This window comes from Actinomadura rayongensis (genome assembly GCF_009831215.1).
Taxonomy (GTDB): domain Bacteria; phylum Actinomycetota; class Actinomycetes; order Streptosporangiales; family Streptosporangiaceae; genus Spirillospora; species Spirillospora rayongensis.
Genome location: NZ_WUTW01000003.1, coordinates 177,342 through 193,149, shown reverse-complemented (window position 1 = coordinate 193,149; position 15,808 = coordinate 177,342). Strand labels below are relative to the sequence as shown.

Sequence of the window (15,808 nt, the reverse complement as noted above, 5' to 3'; positions counted from 1 at the left end):
CAGGAGACTAACAAACAGGCTGTCTGTTTTTAAGAGGGGGACGATGAGCCGGCAGGCGGAGCGGTCGGAGGCGACCCGGACGGTCCTGATCGCCGCGGCGCGCGCCCTGTTCGCCGAACGCGGCTACGCCGGGGTCGGCACCGTGGAGATCGTGGAGCGCGCCGGAAGCTCCCGGGGCGCCATGTACCACCACTTCAAGGACAAGAAGGAGCTGTTCCGGGCCGTCTACGAGCAGGTCCAGGAGGAGATCGTCGCGCGGATCGGGGCGGCGATGGGCGACGCCGGCGACGACCCGATCGCCGCGCTGCGGACCGGCCTGCGCGTCTTCCTCGACACCTGCCTCGAACGCGACAAGGCCCGCATCGGCCTGGTGGACGCGCCCGCCGTCCTCGGCTGGGAGACCTGGCGCGAGATCGACGAACGCTACGCGCTCGGCCTGGTCACCGCCGGCCTGGAGCAGGGCCGCGCGGCGGGCGTCCTGCGCACGGACGTCCCACTGCGCCCCCTAGCCCACATGGTCCTGGCGTCCCTAGCCGAGGCGGGCCTGCTCATCGCCGGCTCCGACGACCCCGAAACAGCCCGCCGCGAAGCCCTCCCCGCCGTCCTGGCCTTCCTGGACGGCCTCCGCGCCTAACCCCACCCGTCCCCGCGACCCCCCGACGCCCCGCCGCGCCTAACCCGCGCGCCGGGACCGCCGCGCCCGACTCTCGCCCGCGCGGTGCGCCGCTGACGGGCGGGCGCGGCTGACCCGCTCGCGGTGGGACCGTCGGCGGGCCGCTGCGCGGGACTTTCGGCCGTGCGGTGGGCAGCTGACGGGCGGGCGCAGCTGACCTTCGCGTGCGGTGGGCCGCTGGCGGGCCGCCGCGCCTGACTCGCGCGTGCGGTGGATCGCTGGCGAGCGGCTGCGGCTGACTCTGGCGCGCGGTGGGATTGTTGGCGGGCGGTTGCGCCTAGCTTTCGGTTGCGCGGTGGAGGGCGGCGAGGCGGGACAGGGCGGGGAGCGCGGCGGCGAGGGCGGCGCGCTCGGCCGGGGCGAGGCGGCCGGTGAGATCGGCGAGGTGGGCGATGCGCTCGGCGTGGCGGCCGTCCACGATCGCGGCGCCCGCGCCGGTCACGTGGACGAGCACCGCGCGTCCGTCGGACGGGTCGGACCGCCGCTCCACCAGGCCGTCGCGCTCCAGGCGGGTGACGATCTGCGTGACCGCGGACTGCGTGACGTGCTCGTCGGCGGCCAGCGCGATGAGCCGTCGCGGGCCGCGCCGCGCCAGCGTGTGCAGGACGGAGAGCGTCGTGAAGCTGAGGCGTTCGGACGTGGGGAGCCGCACGGACATCCGCGCGACGTCCTCCAGCACGGTGGCCAGATCGGCGATGTCGAGGTCGGTGGCGGAGGACACGCGCCCGAACGATAGCGAAGTCCGCCCGCCCCGCCGACTCATTTTTCCGGCGGCGGGACAGTGCGGACGCGCAGGTCGCACGGCCTCCCGCCTCGTGCGGGACGGCGGATCCGGCGGCGTGGCGGGCGGGCGCGGGACCCGGCAGACAGGAAGTGTTTACGAGGATTTAGCGGGATACAGAATGGTCTCGTCGGGTCGCGGGCGGTGACGATGGCGGCGTTCACCCCCTCGCTCTGGGAGGCCCCGTGTCCAAGCAACGCTCCCGCTCGTCCTGGGCCAGGCGCGCCGCCGTCACGCTCGCCGCCGCGGTGTCGGTGACGGGCGCCATCTCGACCGTCCCCGCGAACGCGACCGTCTACGGCTCCTGCACGATCTCGCGCTGCTCCGACGGCAGCTACGCCGCGTCGGTGTGGTCGGGCAAGGGCTGGCCGTCGACCTCCGGCTGGTACACCTGGCCGGACGGCAAGTGGAACTACACTGGCGGCGTCTACCACAACTACGACGGGCAGCTCCCGTCCGGCGCGACCTACCACGAGTACGACGTCTACTCGCGGGCGAAGGGCGCGGCGCGGGACGCGTACCGGATCGTCCACAGCAGCACCGGCGCGGTGTACTTCTCGCCGGACCACTACGCGAACTTCTACCGGCTCTCCTAGAACGAGGTCCCGCCGATGACGCCGCCGCCCTGGTTGACGGTCACCGCCGACCCGGTCCCGGCCGACCTCGACGGACGGGACTGCCGGACCCGCGCCGCCCTCTTCACCGAGGCGGCGCGGGCCCTGGCCTTTCCCGACTACTTCGGCCGCAACTGGGACGCCTTCGCCGACTGCCTGCGCGACCTGGACCGCCCGTCCCTGACCGTCGCGCACGCCGACGAACTCCTGGCCGAAGAGGACACAAGCCAGCTGGCAATCCTCTTGGACGTCCTGGCCGAAGCATCCGCCGACGGCCTCAAGATCACCTTCACGGTCCACCCCGACCGCGAACCCGACCTGGAAGACCGCATCACCGCCGCCCTGACCTGACGGACACAACGCCCGACTGTTCCTCCCTCGCCACCGTCGGCCCCTGGACGATCGCCGTAGTCTGCGACGGCGTCTCGCTCACCCCTCCCGCCACGCCCCCGGCCGCAACCCCGGCCGCGCCCGCGTGCGCCACGCCCCCGTCGGGTCCGCTCACGCCGCGCCCCCGGTCGCCGCCCCGGCGGTGACCGTCCGCGCCACGCCCCGGCCACTGTCCCGGACGAGCCCGGTCGCGACACAGTGTTCGCTGGGCCGGGCGAGGCGGTTCGCGGGACGGGTCCGGCGCCGGCCTGTACGTTCGCCGCCGCGACCGTCGGGCCGTCCGGGCTGTGGGCGGGCTGGATCGGCGACAGCCGTGCCTACTGGCTGCCGGACGACGGCACCGCGCTGCGCCTGACCGAGGACGACCACGGCGCGCACGAGGCGCTCGCCGCCTGGCTCGGCGCGGACGCGGACGAGCCGCGCGTGCGGATCCGGTTCCTGCGGCCGTTCGGGCCGGGACGGGTGCTGCTGTGCACGGACGGTCTTTGGCGCTACCTGCCGGGCGCCGCCGAGCTGCGGGCGAAGCTCGGCGGCGGGGACCTGCGCGCGGACGCGCGGGCGCTCGTCGGGCACGCGCTCGCGGCGGGCGGGCACGACAACGTCACGGCCGTGCTGCTCAGAGTTGAAGGCCCGTGAGGACCATCACCTTCTCCTCGGTGTAGTCGTTCATCGCCGAGTGCAGCCCTTCGCGGCCGACGCCCGAGTCCTTGACGCCGCCGTAGGGCATCTGGTCGGCCCGGTAGGACGGGACGTCGCCGATGATCACGCCGCCCACGTCCAGCTCGCGGTGGGCGCGGAACGCGACGTCCAGACTCCGGGTGAACACGCCCGCCTGGAGACCGAAGGTGGAGTCGTTGACGTGCGCGAACGCGTCGTCCACGCCGTCCACCGGCTGGACGAGCAGGACCGGCCCGAACACCTCCTCGCGCGCGACCTTGGCGTCGGCCGGCACGTCGGACAGGATCGTCGGCGCGTAGACCGCGCCGTCGCGCTCCCCGCCCGCAAGGATCTTGGCGCCCGCGTCGACGGCCTCGTTCACCCAGTTCTCGACCCGCACGGCCGCGTCGGTGCTGACCAGCGGGCCGACCTGCGTGCGCTCGTCCCACGGGTCCCCAGTGACCAGGCCGTTGACGGCGTCGATGAGCTTCGGCAGGAAGTCCTCGTAGACCGAACGGTCGACGTACACGCGCTGGACGGCGATGCAGCTCTGCCCGCCCTGGTAGTTGGCGAACAGCCCGATCCGGGACGCGGCCCAGTCCAGGTCGGCGTCCGGCAGCACGACTGCCGCGCCGTTCCCGCCGAGTTCCAGCGTGACGTGCTTGCGCGGGACCTGGTCGTTGATCGACCACCCGACCGGTACCGAGCCGGTGAACGACACGATCGGCAGGCGCGGGTCGTCCACGAGCCCGCCCGCCCGGTCGTTGGGCACCGGCAGCACCGAGAACATCCCGACCGGCAGGTCGGTCTCGGCCAGCAGCTCGCCCAGCAGCAGCGCCGACAGCGGCGTCGCGGGCGCGGGCTTGACGATGATCGGCGCCCCGACCGCGATCGCCGGGGCGATCTTGTGCGCGGTCAGGTTGAGCGGGAAGTTGAACGGCGAGATCCCGAGCACCGGCCCGCGCGGCACGCGCGTGATGTAGGCGACGCGTCCGGCGGCGGCGGGCTCGGTGTCCAGCCGCTGCACGTTTCCGCTCCAGCGGCGCGTCTCCTCCGCGGCGAACCGGAACGTCGCGACCGCGCGCGCCACCTCGCCCCGCGCCCACAGCAGCGGCTTGCCGTTCTCGGCGGTGATCAGCCGGGCGACCTCGTCGGCGCGCTCGGCCAGCCGCCGCGACACGTGCAGCAGCGCCTCGGCCCGCACGTGCAGCGGCAGCGCGGCGGCCTGGCGGCGCACCGCGTCGGCGGCGGCCACCGCCTCCTCCACCTGCGCGGGCGTCGGGACGGACGCCGCCCCGACCACGTGCCCGTCATAGGGGTTGGTGACCTCGATGGACTCGTCCCCGGTCGCCGGACGCCCGGCCAGCCAGAAAGGTGTCACGTTCATCCGTCTGCACTCCTTCTCGCGTCGATCCACGCTATCCCGGCGTCCACGTCCGTCAGCGGGCGAGGTCGTAGAGATCGGCGAGCAGTTCGTAGGACCGCACCCGGTCCTCGTGGTGGTACACCGACGTCACGACCATGACCTCGTCCACGCCGGTGCGCTCCAACAGCGCGTCCAGCTCGGCCCGGACGGTCGCGGGACTCCCGATGACCTGGTCGGCGAGCCGCTCCTTGACCATCTGCGCCTCGACCGGCGAGAACACCTGCGCCGCGGCCTCCTCCGGCGTCGGCAGCGGCCCCGGCAGCCCCTGCCGCAGCCGCAGGAACTGGAGCGCCTGCGGACGGGCCATGTCCCGCGCCTTCTCGTCCGTCTCGGCGGCCATGACGGACACGCCGATCATCGAATACGGCTCGCTCAGCACCGACGACGCACGGAACGACTCCCGGTACAAAGCGAGCGCGGGCAGCGTGTTCCGCGCCATGAAGTGGTGCGCGAACGCGAACGGCAGCCCCAGCAGCCCCGCGAGCCGCGCGCTGTACCCACTGGACCCGAGCAGCCACACCGGAGGGCCGTTCCCCGCCGCCGGGGTGATCACGCTCTTCTCGTCGAAGTAGCCGTTCAGCTCGGCGACCTGCTCGGGGAAGTCGTCCGCCGACAGGGCCTCGGGGGAGCGGCGCAGCGCCCGCGCGGTGGCCTGGTCGGTGCCGGGCGCGCGGCCGAGGCCGAGGTCGATGCGGCCCGGGTAGAGCGCTTCCAGCGTCCCGAACTGCTCCGCGACGACCATCGGCGCGTGGTTGGGCAGCATGATCCCGCCGGACCCGACCCGCATCCGCTCCGTCGCCGCCGCGACCTGGCCGATGAGGACGGCCGTCGCGGAGCTGGCGATGCCCGGCATCGCGTGGTGCTCGGCGAGCCAGTACCGGTGATAGCCGAGGGCCTCGGTGCGCCGGGCGAGGTCCAGCGTGTTGCGGAGCGCCTGCCCGGACGTGGAGCCGGACGCCACCGGGGCGAGGTCGAGAACGGAGAAGGGAACGGTCATGTTCTCTGCAACCCGTGCGTCCGCGCGGGTCTTCCCGCCGTCCGGGGTACGGTCCCGATCATGGAGGACGGGTTCGTCCGGGTCCGGGACGCGCGGGAGCACAACCTGCGGAACGTGGACGTCGCCGTGCCCCGCGACGCGCTCGTGGCGTTCACGGGCGTGTCCGGCTCGGGCAAGTCGTCGCTGGCCTTCGGGACGATCTACGCCGAGGCGCAGCGCCGTTACCTGGAGTCGGTCGCGCCGTACGCGCGGCGGCTGCTGGACCAGGCCGGGACGCCCGCCGTCGGCGACGTCACCGGCCTGCCTCCGGCGGTCGCGCTCGGCCAGCGGCGGTCGGTGCCGTCGTCGCGGTCGTCGGTCGGGACGGTCACCGCGCTGTCCAACTCGCTGCGGATGCTGATGTCGCGCGCGGGCGACTACCCGCCCGGCGCCGAGATGCTGTACTCCGACGCGTTCTCGCCGAACACGATCGTGGGGGCGTGCCCGCGCTGCGACGGGCTCGGCGAGGTGCACGAGGTGACCGAGGAGTCGCTCGTCCCGGACCCGTCGCTGAGCATCCGGGACGGCGCGATCGCCTCCTGGCCCGGCGCGTGGCAGGGCAAGAACCTGCGGGACGTCCTCGCCGCGCTCGGGTACGACATCGACCGTCCGTGGCGCGATCTGCCGCAGGACGAGCGGGACTGGATCCTGTTCACCGAGGACCAGCCCGTCGTGACCGTCCATCCCGAGCGGGAGGCGCACCGGATCCAGCGGCCGTACCAGGGGACGTACTCATCGGCGCAGCGGCTCGTGCTGCGGGCGTACTCCGAGTCGCGCAGCGAGGCGCGGCGGGCGAAGGCGGCGACGTTCCTGGCCGCGCGGGTGTGCCCGCTGTGCGGCGGACGGCGGCTGCGGCTGGACGCGCTCGCCGTCACGTTCGCGGGCCGGTCGATCGCCGAGCTGGCCGCGCTGCCGCTGACCGAACTGGCGGACCTGCTGCGTCCGCACACCGGCGGCGACGAGCCGGCCGGGGTGCTGACGCGCGACCTCGTGGCCCGGATCGAGGTGCTGACCGAACTCGGCCTCGGCTACCTCAGCGTGGACCGGACGAGCCCGACGCTGTCGGCGGGGGAGCTGCAGCGGCTCCGGCTGGCGACGCAGCTGCGGTCGGGCCTGTTCGGCGTGGTGTACGTGCTGGACGAGCCGTCCGCCGGGCTGCACCCCGCCGACACCGAGGCGCTGACCGAAGTGCTCGGACGGCTGCGCGCGGCCGGGAACAGCGTGTTCTTCGTGGAGCACGACCTGGACGTCGTGCGCCGCGCCGACTGGATCGTGGACGTCGGGCCGGGCGCGGGCGCCGCTGGCGGGCTCGTCCTGTACAGCGGGCCGGTGGACGGCCTGGCGAAGGTGGCCGAGTCCGTCACCCGGCGCTATCTGTTCGGCGAGGTAGAACGACCGGTCCGGACACCGCGCGCGCCGTCCGGGTGGCTGCGGCTGCGCGACGTCACGCGCCACAACCTGCGCGGACTCGACGTGGACGTTCCGCTCGGCGTGTTCACGGCGATCACCGGCGTGTCCGGGTCGGGCAAATCCACGCTGCTGGACGTCCTCGCCGAGACGCCTAATTTCGAGCGGATCGTCCGCGTCGACCAGAAGCCCATCGGCCGCACGCCACGCTCCAACCTCGCGACCTACACCGGCCTGTTCGACGCCGTGCGCCGCGTGTTCGCCGCGACCGACGAGGCGAAGGCGCGCGGCTACGACGCCGGACGGTTCTCCTTCAACGTGGAAGGCGGGCGCTGCCCCCACTGCCAGGGCGAGGGATACGTATCGGTGGAGCTGCTTTTCTTGCCGTCCACCTACGCCCCGTGCCCGGTGTGCCACGGCGCCCGCTACAACCCCGAAACCCTGGACGTCCGCTGGAACGGCCTGGACATAGCGCAAGTCCTCGGCCTCACTGTGGACGACGCGTCGACCGTCCTCGCCGACATCCCCGCCGCCGCCCGCGCTCTGCAGACGCTGCGCGGCGTCGGCCTCGGCTACCTGCGCCTCGGCCAGCCCGCGACCGAACTGTCCGGCGGCGAGGCACAACGGATCAAGCTGGCCGCCGAACTGCGCCGCGCCCGCCGCCGCGACACCCTCTACCTACTGGACGAGCCGACGACCGGCCTGCACCCCGCCGACGCCGACCTGCTCATGGCACGACTGCACGCCCTGGTGGACGGCGGCGCGACGGTCGTGGCGGCCGAACACGCGATGGACGCGGTGGCCGCCGCCGACTTCGTCCTGGACCTCGGCCCGGGCGGCGGCGACGACGGCGGCCGAATCGTCGCGGCGGGCACCCCGCCCCAGGTAGCCGCGTCCCCGACCAGCCGCACCGCCCCCTACCTGCGCTCCCACCTCGGCGCCTAGGCGCGACGGCGGCGTATCCGTCGGCGTCAGTGCGAGCCGGTTAGAGGGGGCCGGTTAGGTAGCGCTGGAAGGTTGGGGCGAGCCAGGCCACGGCCTCGTCTCGGGTGAGCGCGACGACCGGGGGCAGGCGCAGGACGTGGCGGCAGAGGGCGAAGCCGAGTGCTTGGGACGCGGTCATTCCCGCGCGCGGTGCGGCCGTCGCGGGGTCGGGGGTGACCGCCGCCACGGCCGGGACGAGTTGGGCCGCGAGGACGCCTCGGACGCGCTCGGCGACGCCCTCGTCCGTCATGGCCGTGCGCAGCAGGATGCGCAGGTCCTCGTCGTCGTCCCACAGGTCCAGGAGGTGGGCGGCGAGGACGCGGCCGGCCTCGGCGCGCGGCGCGGCGGCGAGGTCGGGGAGCCGCAGGTCCAGGTCGGCGGCGGCGGCGAAGAGGCCCTGCTTGCTGCCGAAGTAGCGCATGACCATCGACGGGTCGATGCGCGCGTCGGCGGCGATGGCGCGGATCGTCGCGCGGTCGTAGCCGTCGCTGGCGAAGCGGCTGCGGGCGGCGGCGAGGATCACGCCCCGGGTCTCCTCGGATGTCCTTCTCATGCGCCGCATCGTAGGCCAACAAACGTTGGCCAACAAGTGTTGACATCGCGGGCCGCCCCGGCTCATGCTGTTGGCCAACGGCCGTTGGCCAACAAACGTTGACATGGAGGACGCCATGACCGAGCAGACCGGGATCCTCATCGTCGGAGCCGGCCCCACCGGCCTCACCGCCGCCGTCGCGCTCACCCGCGCCGGACACGACGTGACCGTCGTGGACGCCGCCGCCGAGGGCGCAAACACCTCCCGCGCCGCCGTCGTCCACGCCCGCAGCCTGGAGGTCCTCCGGCCGCTCGGCGTCACCGAGGAGCTCGTCGCGCGCGGCATCAAGGCGGGCCGGTTCACCGTCCGCGACCGGGACCGGATCCTCGTGGCCGTCCCGTTCGGCGGCCTGCCCACCGCCTTCCCCTACACGCTGATGCTGTCGCAGGCCGAGACCGAGGCCGTCCTGCTGCGCCGCTTCACCGACCTCGGCGGACGCGTGCTGCGGCCCGTCCGGCTCACCGCGCTCACCGAGGACGCCGCCGGGATCACCGCCGAGTTCGCCGGGTACGACCCGATCCGCGCGCAGTACGTCGTCGGCGCCGACGGGATGCACAGCACCGTCCGCGACCGGGCCGGGATCGGGTTCGGGGGCGGCGACTACGCCGAGTCGTTCGTGCTCGCCGACGTCCGGCTGCGCGGCGGCGCGCTGCCCGCCGACGAGGTCGTCCTCTACTTCGCCACCGCCGGGATGGTCGTCGTCGCGCCCCTGCCCGGCGGCACCCACCGCATCGTCGCGACGGTGGACGCCGCGCCCGAGCGCCCCGACGCCGCGTTCGTCCAGGCCCTGCTGGACGAGCGGGGCCCGCGCCGCACCCGCGCCGTCGTCGAGGACGTCGTGTGGAGTTCGCGGTTCCGCGTCCACCACCGCGTCGCCGACCGGTACCGCAACGGGCGGATCCTGCTCGCGGGCGACGCCGCGCACGTCCACAGCCCGGCGGGCGGGCAGGGCATGAACACCGGCATCCAGGACGCCGTGGCCCTCGCGGACGCGCTGCACACCGCGCTCACCACCGGCGACGACGCGCCGCTGGACGCCTACGCCGCCACGCGCCGTCCCGTCGCCGAGCAGGTCGTCCGGCTGGCGGACCGGCTGACGCGGCTCGCGACCGTCGGGCCGCGCGTCCGGCCCGTCCGCAACCTGCTGCTGCGGGCCGCCGGACACGTGCCCGCCGCCCGCCGCGACCTGGCGCTGCGCCTGTCCGGGCTGGTGTTCCGGTGACGGACGCGCGGCCCGCCGCAGCGCGCCCTGCCGTTGCGCCTACCGGGGCGACCGGCGCTCAGCCCGCCCCGCCGCGACCTGGCGTCGCCCCTGTCGGGGTTGCTGTCCCGGTGATCAGCGCTCAGCGCGCGGCACCCTGGCGCTGCGCCTACCGAAGTGACCGGCGCTCAGCCCGCCGCGACCCGGTCTCGCGCTGCGCCTGCCGGGGTAATCGGCGCTCGGCGCGCCGTGTCGCACCTGGCGGTGCGCTTGTCGGGGTGATCGGGGCTCAGCGCGCCGCGACCCGGTCTGGCGCTGCGCCTGTCGGGGTGACCGGCGCTCAGCGCGCCGCGCCGCGACCTGGGGCTGCGCCTACCGGGGTGATCGGCGCTCAGCCCGCCCCGACGCGACTTGGCGCTGCGCCTGTCGGGGCTGGTGTCCGGTGACGGGCTCAGGCCGCCGTGGTCGGGCGCTGCGTCTGTCGGAGCCGGTGACCGGTGCTCAGTGCGCCGCGACGCGGTCGGCCTCGCCGGTCGCGTCGGCGTGGTGGCGGGTGCCGGGGAACACCGCGCGCCACGCGCCGTCCGCCGTCCCGGGCACGCGCACTGAGAAGCGCCCGTTTCGCGTGGTGACAGTCGTGTCGCGGACGGTCCAGGGTTTCGTCCCGCTCGGGCGCGACTCCACCTGAACGCGCGCCCCGCCGTACGGGACGTACCGGTTCGCCCACGGGTCCAGCCGCGTCAGCCGTCCGGCGACCTCGGCCGCCGGGCCGCGCGTCCGGACGCCGAACCCCGTGATCCGGGCGTCCCGCTTGACCTCGAAGGAAGCCGCCGCCTCCCGCCGCACCGGCGTCGACGTGCCGCAGGCGCTGCCGCTGACCGCGACCGTCCACCGGCCGCGCGTCTCGATGCCGTCGAAGGCGAAGGACGCGGTCGCGCGGCCATTGATCCGTTCCCCGGACGACACGTAGTCATAGCCGTGGCCCTCGGCGGCTTCGACCTCGATGAGGGTTTCGTCCATGCACGTCCCGAAGTCGACAGCGACCGTCACCGGGGCGCTCGTGCCGGGCACCAGCCGCACCACGGGCGGACCCACCGTGACCACCGGATCCTTCGGGTCGGCGCCCGCCGTCGCCGTGACCGCCAGCGCGGCCCCCGCCGCCAGCACCGTCCGCACCGCTTCCTCCCCGAGCCGCGGAAACCGTCGGGGACCACGATCGGGGGCTCACGGGCCCGGGCCTCGCGCGGCACGCCGCCCGTGACCGGGGCTTTTCCTGGTCGGGCTGGGGAGATTTGAACTCCCGGCCTCCGCGACCCAAACGCGGCGCGCTGCCAAGCTGCGCTACAGCCCGTCGACCTCGGGCGCCGCGGCGCCCGGAACGCTGCCGAGCCTACCAGGGAAGGCGTCCGGCGACCCCGGCCTAAGCCGCGCTTTGGGCGCGCGCGGCACGGTGGCGTCCGACGGACCCCGTGGCGAGAGGAGCGCGCCGGTGGACGAGCCGCGCGGCGGCGGACGGGCGGTGCTCGTCCTGCTGATGGTGTTCATGGCCGTCAACTTCGCCGACAAGGCGGTCCTCGGGCTCGTCGCCGACCCGATCCGCGACGACCTGCACCTGTCGGGGACGCGGTTCGGGGCGATGGCGGGCGCCTTCTACCTGCTGTTCAGCCTCTCCTCGCTCGGCGTCGGGTTCCTCGGCGACCGGCTGCGCGCGCGTCCGCTGCTGGCCGCGCTGGTCGTCGTGTGGTCGGCCGCGCAGCTCGCCGTCCTTGCGCCCGCCGCCGGGTTCGGGCTGCTGGTGGCGACCCGCGTCGTGCTCGGCGCGGGGGAGGGCCCGGCCTTCCCGCTGGCCAACCACACCGTCTTCACCTGGTATCCGGTCGAGCGCCGGTCGCTGCCGTCCGCGCTGATCTCGGTGGGCGGCGCGGCGGGCGCGATCCTCGGCGGGCCGCTGATCCTCGCCGTCACCGGGACGCTCGGCTGGCGCGCCGCGTTCGGCGTGCTCGGCCTCGCGGGCGTGCTGTGGCTGCCGCTCTGGCTGCGGCGCGGCGCCGAGGGGCCGTACAGCGCGCGCGAGAAGCCGGAGGAGTCGCCGCGCGTCCCGTACCGGCGCGTCCTGCTGACCGGGACGTGGCTCGGCGGGACGTTCGCGTCCTTCGCCGTCATGTGGTCGCTGGCGCTCGGGCTCACCTGGATCCCCACGTACCTCAAGGACGACGCCGGGTTCAGCGACGCGGCCGTCAGCGGGGTGATCGGGCTGCCGAGCGTGGTCGGGATCGTGTTCGTCCTCGTCACCGGGACGCTCGCGCAGCGGCTCATCCGGCGCGGCGTCTCGCACCGCGCGGCGCAGGGGCTGCTCGGCGCGGCGGTCGCGGCCGTCGCCGGGGTGTGCATGCTCGGCATGACGCGGGTCGGGCCGGTCGCGCTGATGCTGCCGCTGCTGGCCGTCGCGTTCTCGGCGGGCGGCGCGCAGGCGCCGCTGACGAACGCCGCGCTGGCCCGGGTGTGCCCGCCGGGGCAGCGGGGCGCGGCGCTCGGCGCGTCCTACGCGGTGGCGGCGACGGCGAGCGTCCTCGCGCCCGTCGTGACGGGGGTCCTCGTGGACAATTCGGGCTTCTCGGCGGCGTTCGACCTCGCGGCCGGGCTGCTGCTGGCGGGCGGGGCGGTGGCGGCGCTGACCGTCCGGCCCGAGCGGGACGCGGTCGCGCCGGTCGTTCCCGTGGCGCCCGAACCCGCAGCGGCATGACTATCCGCCCAGGTCATCGGGTATCGCGAGGCCCATGGACCAACGCACGGTGGCGGACGAGTTCGGCAAGGCCGTCAATATGACGCCCAAAGAACTGGAACGGTGGCTTGACACGGGTGAGTCCCGGGCCGTCGGGCAGAAGGACGGCGGCGGCGAGTCGGTCGGGCACGCGTCCGGCCGCCGCATCATCGACCTGCTGCGCAAGCGGAAGGCCGAGCGCACCGACGACGACTACGCGCACATGAACAAGGTCGTCGGGTACGTGCACCGGCATCTCGCGCAGCGGCCGTCCGGGGACGTCCGGGACACCCGCTGGCGCTACTCGCTGATGAACTGGGGCCATGACCCGCTGAAGTGAGGGTTCACGGCGTCGCGAAGACGTCGTGCTCGGCGAGCAGCTTGTCCAGCCGCGCCTGGTCGACGCGGTTGCTGAGCGCCAGGCCCTCCTGCTTGTCGCGGACGCACTTGGCGAGCGTGAACGTCGAGGTGATCACGTAGAGCAGGCCGATCGCCAGGAACGCCCGCACCCAGCCGTTGACGGGCAGGTAGACGATCCCGGCGGCGACGGACACGGCGGACACGATGAACGAGATCGCCGCCTGGACGAGGAACGCGGTGGTGTTGGCCGGCTTGACCGGCGTTGAGGTCGCCATGTCCGCCAGTGTTGCGCTTTGACGTTCTCTGGTCGTGAGTACGCGTGCTCAACTCTCCTACTCAAAATCCGGTTGCCGTCGTCGGGCGGGGTTCGGCAGGGTCGGCCGGGTGCTGCTGACGAACCCGGGCTTCCGGCTGCTGTGGTGCGCCCGGACGTGCTCGTTCCTCGGCGACGCGCTGAGCCTCGTGGCGCTGCTGCTGTTCGTCGCGTCCGGCACCGGGCGGGCGCTCGCCGTCGCGTCGCTGCTGCTCGCGGCCGAGCTGGCGCCCGCGCTGCTCGGACCGCTGGCCGGGGTCGTCAGCGACCGGTTCGACCTGCGGAAGGTCATGGTCGGGTGCGAGCTGACGCAGGGCGCCGTGATGCTCGTGATCGCCGTGTGGCTGCCGCCGCTGCCGGTGCTGCTGGCGCTCGTCGCGGTGCGGGCGGTCGCGGGGCAGGTGTTCCAGCCCGCGTCCCGGGCCGTCGTGCCCGCTCTGGTGGACGACCGGGACCTCGAACGCGCCAACGCCCTCGTGGGTCTCGGCACCAACGCGGGCGAGACGCTCGGTCCGCTCGTCGCCGCCGGGTTGCTGCCGTTGCTCGGCGTCCGGGGCGTGCTGCTGCTCGACGTCGGGACGTTCCTGGTTTCGGCCTTGCTGCTGGCTTTCCTGCCTGCGGCTCCCCGGCGGCGGCTGTCGGACGCCGGGCCGTTCCGCGCGGCGCGTGCGGGGCTCGGGCACGTCCGTGCGAGCCCGCTGCTGCGCGCGGTCGTGCTGGGGTTCGTGCTGGTCGTGCTGTTCAACGGGATCGATGACGTCGCGCTCGTCTTCCTGGTCCAGGACTCCCTGCACGGCGGTGACGCGGTGGTGGCGATCGTGCTGGCCGCCGTCGGGATCGGGCTGTTCGTCGGCTACGCGGTGGTCGCGCGCGTCCCGGCGGGGGCCGCGCTGCTCGCCGTCGGGTTCGCGGTGAGCAGCCTCGGCAACCTGCTGACGGGCTTCGCGTGGGCGGCGGGGGCGGTGTTCGCCGCGCAGGCCGCCCGGGGCGCGGGGCTCGCGGGGATGGACGTCGCGGCGAACACGCTGATCCAGCGGACCGTCCCCGCCGACCGTCTCGGCCGCGTCTTCGGCACGTTCCACGGCGGGATCGGCGCCGCCGCCGCGCTCTCCTACATCGGCGGCGGGCTGCTGCTGGACGCGACGTCCCCGCGCACCGCGTTCATCGTCGCGGGCACGGGCGGCCTGGCCGTCACGGCGGCGACCTGGGCCGCGCTCCGGCGAGCCGGGCGTGGCGACGGTGCGCGTCCCGGTCGTCCGGGCGACGCCGAGCACGAATGACGTCGCGGAGCCGACGCCCTGCCGGTCGCCCAGGCGGAAGACGCGCGGGCGCTCAGGGCGGCAAGCACTGCGTCGCGCTGGCCCTCGGCGTCCGCGCACAGGCCCTCGGCGTCCGCGCGCAGGCCCCGACATTCGCGCACAGGCCCTCGGCGTCCGCGCGCAGGCCCCGGCGCTCGCGCACGTCCTCGGCGTTCGCGTGCAACCTCCGGCGGTCGCGCGCGCGTCTGCGGCGTCTGTGCGCAGGCCCCGGCGCTCGCGCGTCCGCGCACGGGCCGTCGGCGTCCGCGCGCACATCTGCGGCCTCCATGCGCGGACCCCCGCATTCGCGCGCACGTCTGCGGTGTCCGCGCGCAGGCCCCGGCGCTCGCGCGCACGTCCTTGGCGTTCGCGTGCAGCCCCCGGCGGTCGCGCGCACGTCTGCGGTGTCCACGAACCGGCCCCCGGCGTCCGCGCGCACGTCGTTGGCGTCCGCGCGCAGGCCGTCGGCGTCCGGGCGCGGGCACTGCGGCAGGCCGGACATCGCTCGCTGAGCTGTGGGCGTGGCGCAGGCTCGTCCGGGGGACCGCGTCCAGTCCCGCGAGGACGCTGCGCCTACCAGGGCAGCGTTCCGTTCGCGTCGAAGTAGCCGCCGGTGGGGCCCTCGCGACCGATCGACGCCATCCGGACGATGATCTCGGCGCCCTCCTCGACGCTCTGGTGTCCCTGGTTCAGGTTGAGGTCCGTGCTCGTGTAGCCCGGTTCAACGGCGTTGATCCGGAACTCGGGGAACGCCTTGGCGTACTGGACGGTGACCATGTTCAGCGCCGTCTTCGACGCCGGGTACGCGACGCCCGGATACGCGTGCGCCGGGTGGCCGGGCGTCGTCACGGTGGCCAGCGACGCGAGGCCGCTGCTGACGTTGACCACCACCGGCGCCGCCGACCGCCGCAGCAGCGGGAGGAACGCGTGGAGGACGCGGACGGCGCCGAACACGTTGGTCTCGAACGTGTCGCGCATGATGTCGGCAGTCAGGTCGGCCGCGCCGACGATGCCGTCCTCGGTCATCTCCCGCTGGACGCCCGCGTTGTTGACCAGGACGTCCAGCTCGCCCACAGCCGCCACGGCGTCCTGGACGGACGCGTCGTCGGTCACGTCGATCAGGATGGAGCGGGCGCCGATCCGCTCGGCCGCGCGCCGCCCGCGCTCGGCGTCCCGGCTGCCGAGCAGGACGGTGTGCCCGGCCGCCACGAGCCGCCGCGCGGTCTCGAACCCGAGGCCCTTGTTCGCTCCGGTGATCAGTGTCGTCGTCATGCCCACCAGCATCCGGTACATCGTTCCGTTTAGCCTGGCCCTG

16 protein-coding genes and 1 tRNA gene are annotated in these 15,808 nt (G+C 74.4%); 9 read left to right on the top strand and 8 right to left on the bottom strand.

All coding sequences use genetic code 11. The features are described from left to right. Positions 1–43: 43 nt before the first annotated feature. A complete protein-coding gene (locus tag GQ466_RS17775) occupies positions 44–634 on the top strand; it encodes a TetR/AcrR family transcriptional regulator (RefSeq protein ID WP_161104087.1) in 591 nt (196 codons plus the stop codon). Between the two features lie 316 nt (positions 635–950). Here GQ466_RS17775 and GQ466_RS17770 read toward each other — a convergent pair whose 3' ends face one another. After that, positions 951–1,394 (bottom strand): MarR family winged helix-turn-helix transcriptional regulator, encoded by a 444-nt coding sequence (locus GQ466_RS17770; RefSeq protein ID WP_337193520.1) that lies wholly within the window; start codon positions 1,392–1,394, stop codon positions 951–953. A gap of 245 nt (positions 1,395–1,639) precedes the next feature. Here GQ466_RS17770 and GQ466_RS17765 point away from each other — a divergent pair, with 245 nt between their 5' ends. The 3 genes from GQ466_RS17765 (at position 1,640) to GQ466_RS17755 (ending at position 3,094) form a co-directional block, all read left to right on the top strand. Then, positions 1,640–2,050 (top strand): ribonuclease domain-containing protein, encoded by a 411-nt coding sequence (locus tag GQ466_RS17765; RefSeq protein ID WP_202420713.1) that lies wholly within the window; start codon positions 1,640–1,642, stop codon positions 2,048–2,050. A 15-nt stretch (positions 2,051–2,065) separates the two neighbouring features. Beyond that, a complete protein-coding gene (locus GQ466_RS17760; protein ID WP_161104085.1) occupies positions 2,066–2,419 on the top strand; it encodes a barstar family protein in 354 nt (117 codons plus the stop codon). A gap of 237 nt (positions 2,420–2,656) precedes the next feature. Then, on the top strand, positions 2,657–3,094 hold the full coding sequence (locus tag GQ466_RS17755; protein WP_161104084.1) for a protein phosphatase 2C domain-containing protein: 438 nt from the start codon (positions 2,657–2,659) through the stop codon (positions 3,092–3,094). Here the strand turns inward: GQ466_RS17755 and GQ466_RS17750 are convergent. Then, on the bottom strand, positions 3,075–4,502 hold the full coding sequence (locus GQ466_RS17750; protein WP_161104083.1) for an aldehyde dehydrogenase family protein: 1,428 nt from the start codon (positions 4,500–4,502) through the stop codon (positions 3,075–3,077). The genes GQ466_RS17755 and GQ466_RS17750 overlap by 20 nt on opposite strands. A gap of 52 nt (positions 4,503–4,554) precedes the next feature. Continuing rightward, entirely contained in the window at positions 4,555–5,538 is a 984-nt protein-coding gene (locus tag GQ466_RS17745; RefSeq protein WP_161104082.1) for an LLM class flavin-dependent oxidoreductase, read from the bottom strand. A 60-nt stretch (positions 5,539–5,598) separates the two neighbouring features. On the opposite strand from GQ466_RS17745, the gene GQ466_RS17740 reads away from it, so the two are divergent. Beyond that, positions 5,599–7,929, top strand: coding sequence for an ATP-binding cassette domain-containing protein (locus GQ466_RS17740; RefSeq protein WP_161104081.1), 2,331 nt, complete (start codon positions 5,599–5,601; stop codon positions 7,927–7,929). Between the two features lie 40 nt (positions 7,930–7,969). Here GQ466_RS17740 and GQ466_RS17735 read toward each other — a convergent pair whose 3' ends face one another. Then, complete coding sequence (locus GQ466_RS17735; RefSeq protein WP_161104080.1) at positions 7,970–8,521, bottom strand: TetR/AcrR family transcriptional regulator; 552 nt, start codon at positions 8,519–8,521, stop codon at positions 7,970–7,972. 115 nt (positions 8,522–8,636) lie between these two features. Between GQ466_RS17735 and GQ466_RS17730 the strand changes: the two genes are divergently transcribed. Next, positions 8,637–9,782 (top strand): FAD-dependent oxidoreductase, encoded by a 1,146-nt coding sequence (locus tag GQ466_RS17730; RefSeq protein WP_161104079.1) that lies wholly within the window; start codon positions 8,637–8,639, stop codon positions 9,780–9,782. A gap of 480 nt (positions 9,783–10,262) precedes the next feature. Here the strand turns inward: GQ466_RS17730 and GQ466_RS17725 are convergent, their stop codons facing one another. Together GQ466_RS17725 and GQ466_RS17720 are read right to left on the bottom strand one after the other, a co-directional pair. Then, positions 10,263–10,937 (bottom strand): hypothetical protein, encoded by a 675-nt coding sequence (locus GQ466_RS17725; RefSeq protein ID WP_161104078.1) that lies wholly within the window; start codon positions 10,935–10,937, stop codon positions 10,263–10,265. Between the two features lie 98 nt (positions 10,938–11,035). Then, a tRNA-Pro gene (locus GQ466_RS17720) sits at positions 11,036–11,112 on the bottom strand. Between the two features lie 138 nt (positions 11,113–11,250). Between GQ466_RS17720 and GQ466_RS17715 the strand changes: the two genes are divergently transcribed. Next, positions 11,251–12,504, top strand: a complete 1,254-nt coding sequence (locus GQ466_RS17715) for an MFS transporter (RefSeq protein WP_337193519.1) — start codon at positions 11,251–11,253, stop codon at positions 12,502–12,504. A gap of 34 nt (positions 12,505–12,538) precedes the next feature. Then, positions 12,539–12,862, top strand: a complete 324-nt coding sequence (locus tag GQ466_RS17710) for a DUF3140 domain-containing protein (RefSeq protein WP_161104077.1) — start codon at positions 12,539–12,541, stop codon at positions 12,860–12,862. Positions 12,863–12,866: 4 nt separating this feature from the next. Here GQ466_RS17710 and GQ466_RS17705 read toward each other — a convergent pair whose 3' ends face one another. After that, positions 12,867–13,157, bottom strand: coding sequence for a YiaA/YiaB family inner membrane protein (locus GQ466_RS17705; protein WP_161104076.1), 291 nt, complete (start codon positions 13,155–13,157; stop codon positions 12,867–12,869). A gap of 109 nt (positions 13,158–13,266) precedes the next feature. Here GQ466_RS17705 and GQ466_RS17700 point away from each other — a divergent pair, with 109 nt between their 5' ends. Next, positions 13,267–14,475: an MFS transporter gene (locus GQ466_RS17700; RefSeq protein WP_202420712.1), complete on the top strand. Its 1,209-nt coding sequence runs from the start codon at positions 13,267–13,269 to the stop codon at positions 14,473–14,475. A 591-nt stretch (positions 14,476–15,066) separates the two neighbouring features. Here GQ466_RS17700 and GQ466_RS17695 read toward each other — a convergent pair. Beyond that, positions 15,067–15,765: an SDR family NAD(P)-dependent oxidoreductase gene (locus tag GQ466_RS17695; RefSeq protein ID WP_161104075.1), complete on the bottom strand. Its 699-nt coding sequence runs from the start codon at positions 15,763–15,765 to the stop codon at positions 15,067–15,069. Positions 15,766–15,808: the final 43 nt, after the last annotated feature.

Bases quoted from the DNA above. Each gene is read 5' to 3' on its own strand.
- GQ466_RS17775 (WP_161104087.1), top strand. From the start codon at position 44: ATGAGCCGGCAGGCGGAGCGGTCGGAGGCGACCCGGACGGTCCTGATC.
- GQ466_RS17760 (WP_161104085.1), top strand. From the start codon at position 2,066: ATGACGCCGCCGCCCTGGTTGACGGTCACCGCCGACCCGGTCCCGGCC.
- GQ466_RS17750 (WP_161104083.1), bottom strand. From the start codon at position 4,502: ATGAACGTGACACCTTTCTGGCTGGCCGGGCGTCCGGCGACCGGGGAC.
- GQ466_RS17745 (WP_161104082.1), bottom strand. From the start codon at position 5,538: ATGACCGTTCCCTTCTCCGTTCTCGACCTCGCCCCGGTGGCGTCCGGC.
- GQ466_RS17740 (WP_161104081.1), top strand. From the start codon at position 5,599: ATGGAGGACGGGTTCGTCCGGGTCCGGGACGCGCGGGAGCACAACCTG.
- GQ466_RS17735 (WP_161104080.1), bottom strand. From the start codon at position 8,521: ATGAGAAGGACATCCGAGGAGACCCGGGGCGTGATCCTCGCCGCCGCC.
- GQ466_RS17730 (WP_161104079.1), top strand. From the start codon at position 8,637: ATGACCGAGCAGACCGGGATCCTCATCGTCGGAGCCGGCCCCACCGGC.
- GQ466_RS17710 (WP_161104077.1), top strand. From the start codon at position 12,539: ATGGACCAACGCACGGTGGCGGACGAGTTCGGCAAGGCCGTCAATATG.
- GQ466_RS17705 (WP_161104076.1), bottom strand. From the start codon at position 13,157: ATGGCGACCTCAACGCCGGTCAAGCCGGCCAACACCACCGCGTTCCTC.
- GQ466_RS17695 (WP_161104075.1), bottom strand. From the start codon at position 15,765: ATGACGACGACACTGATCACCGGAGCGAACAAGGGCCTCGGGTTCGAG.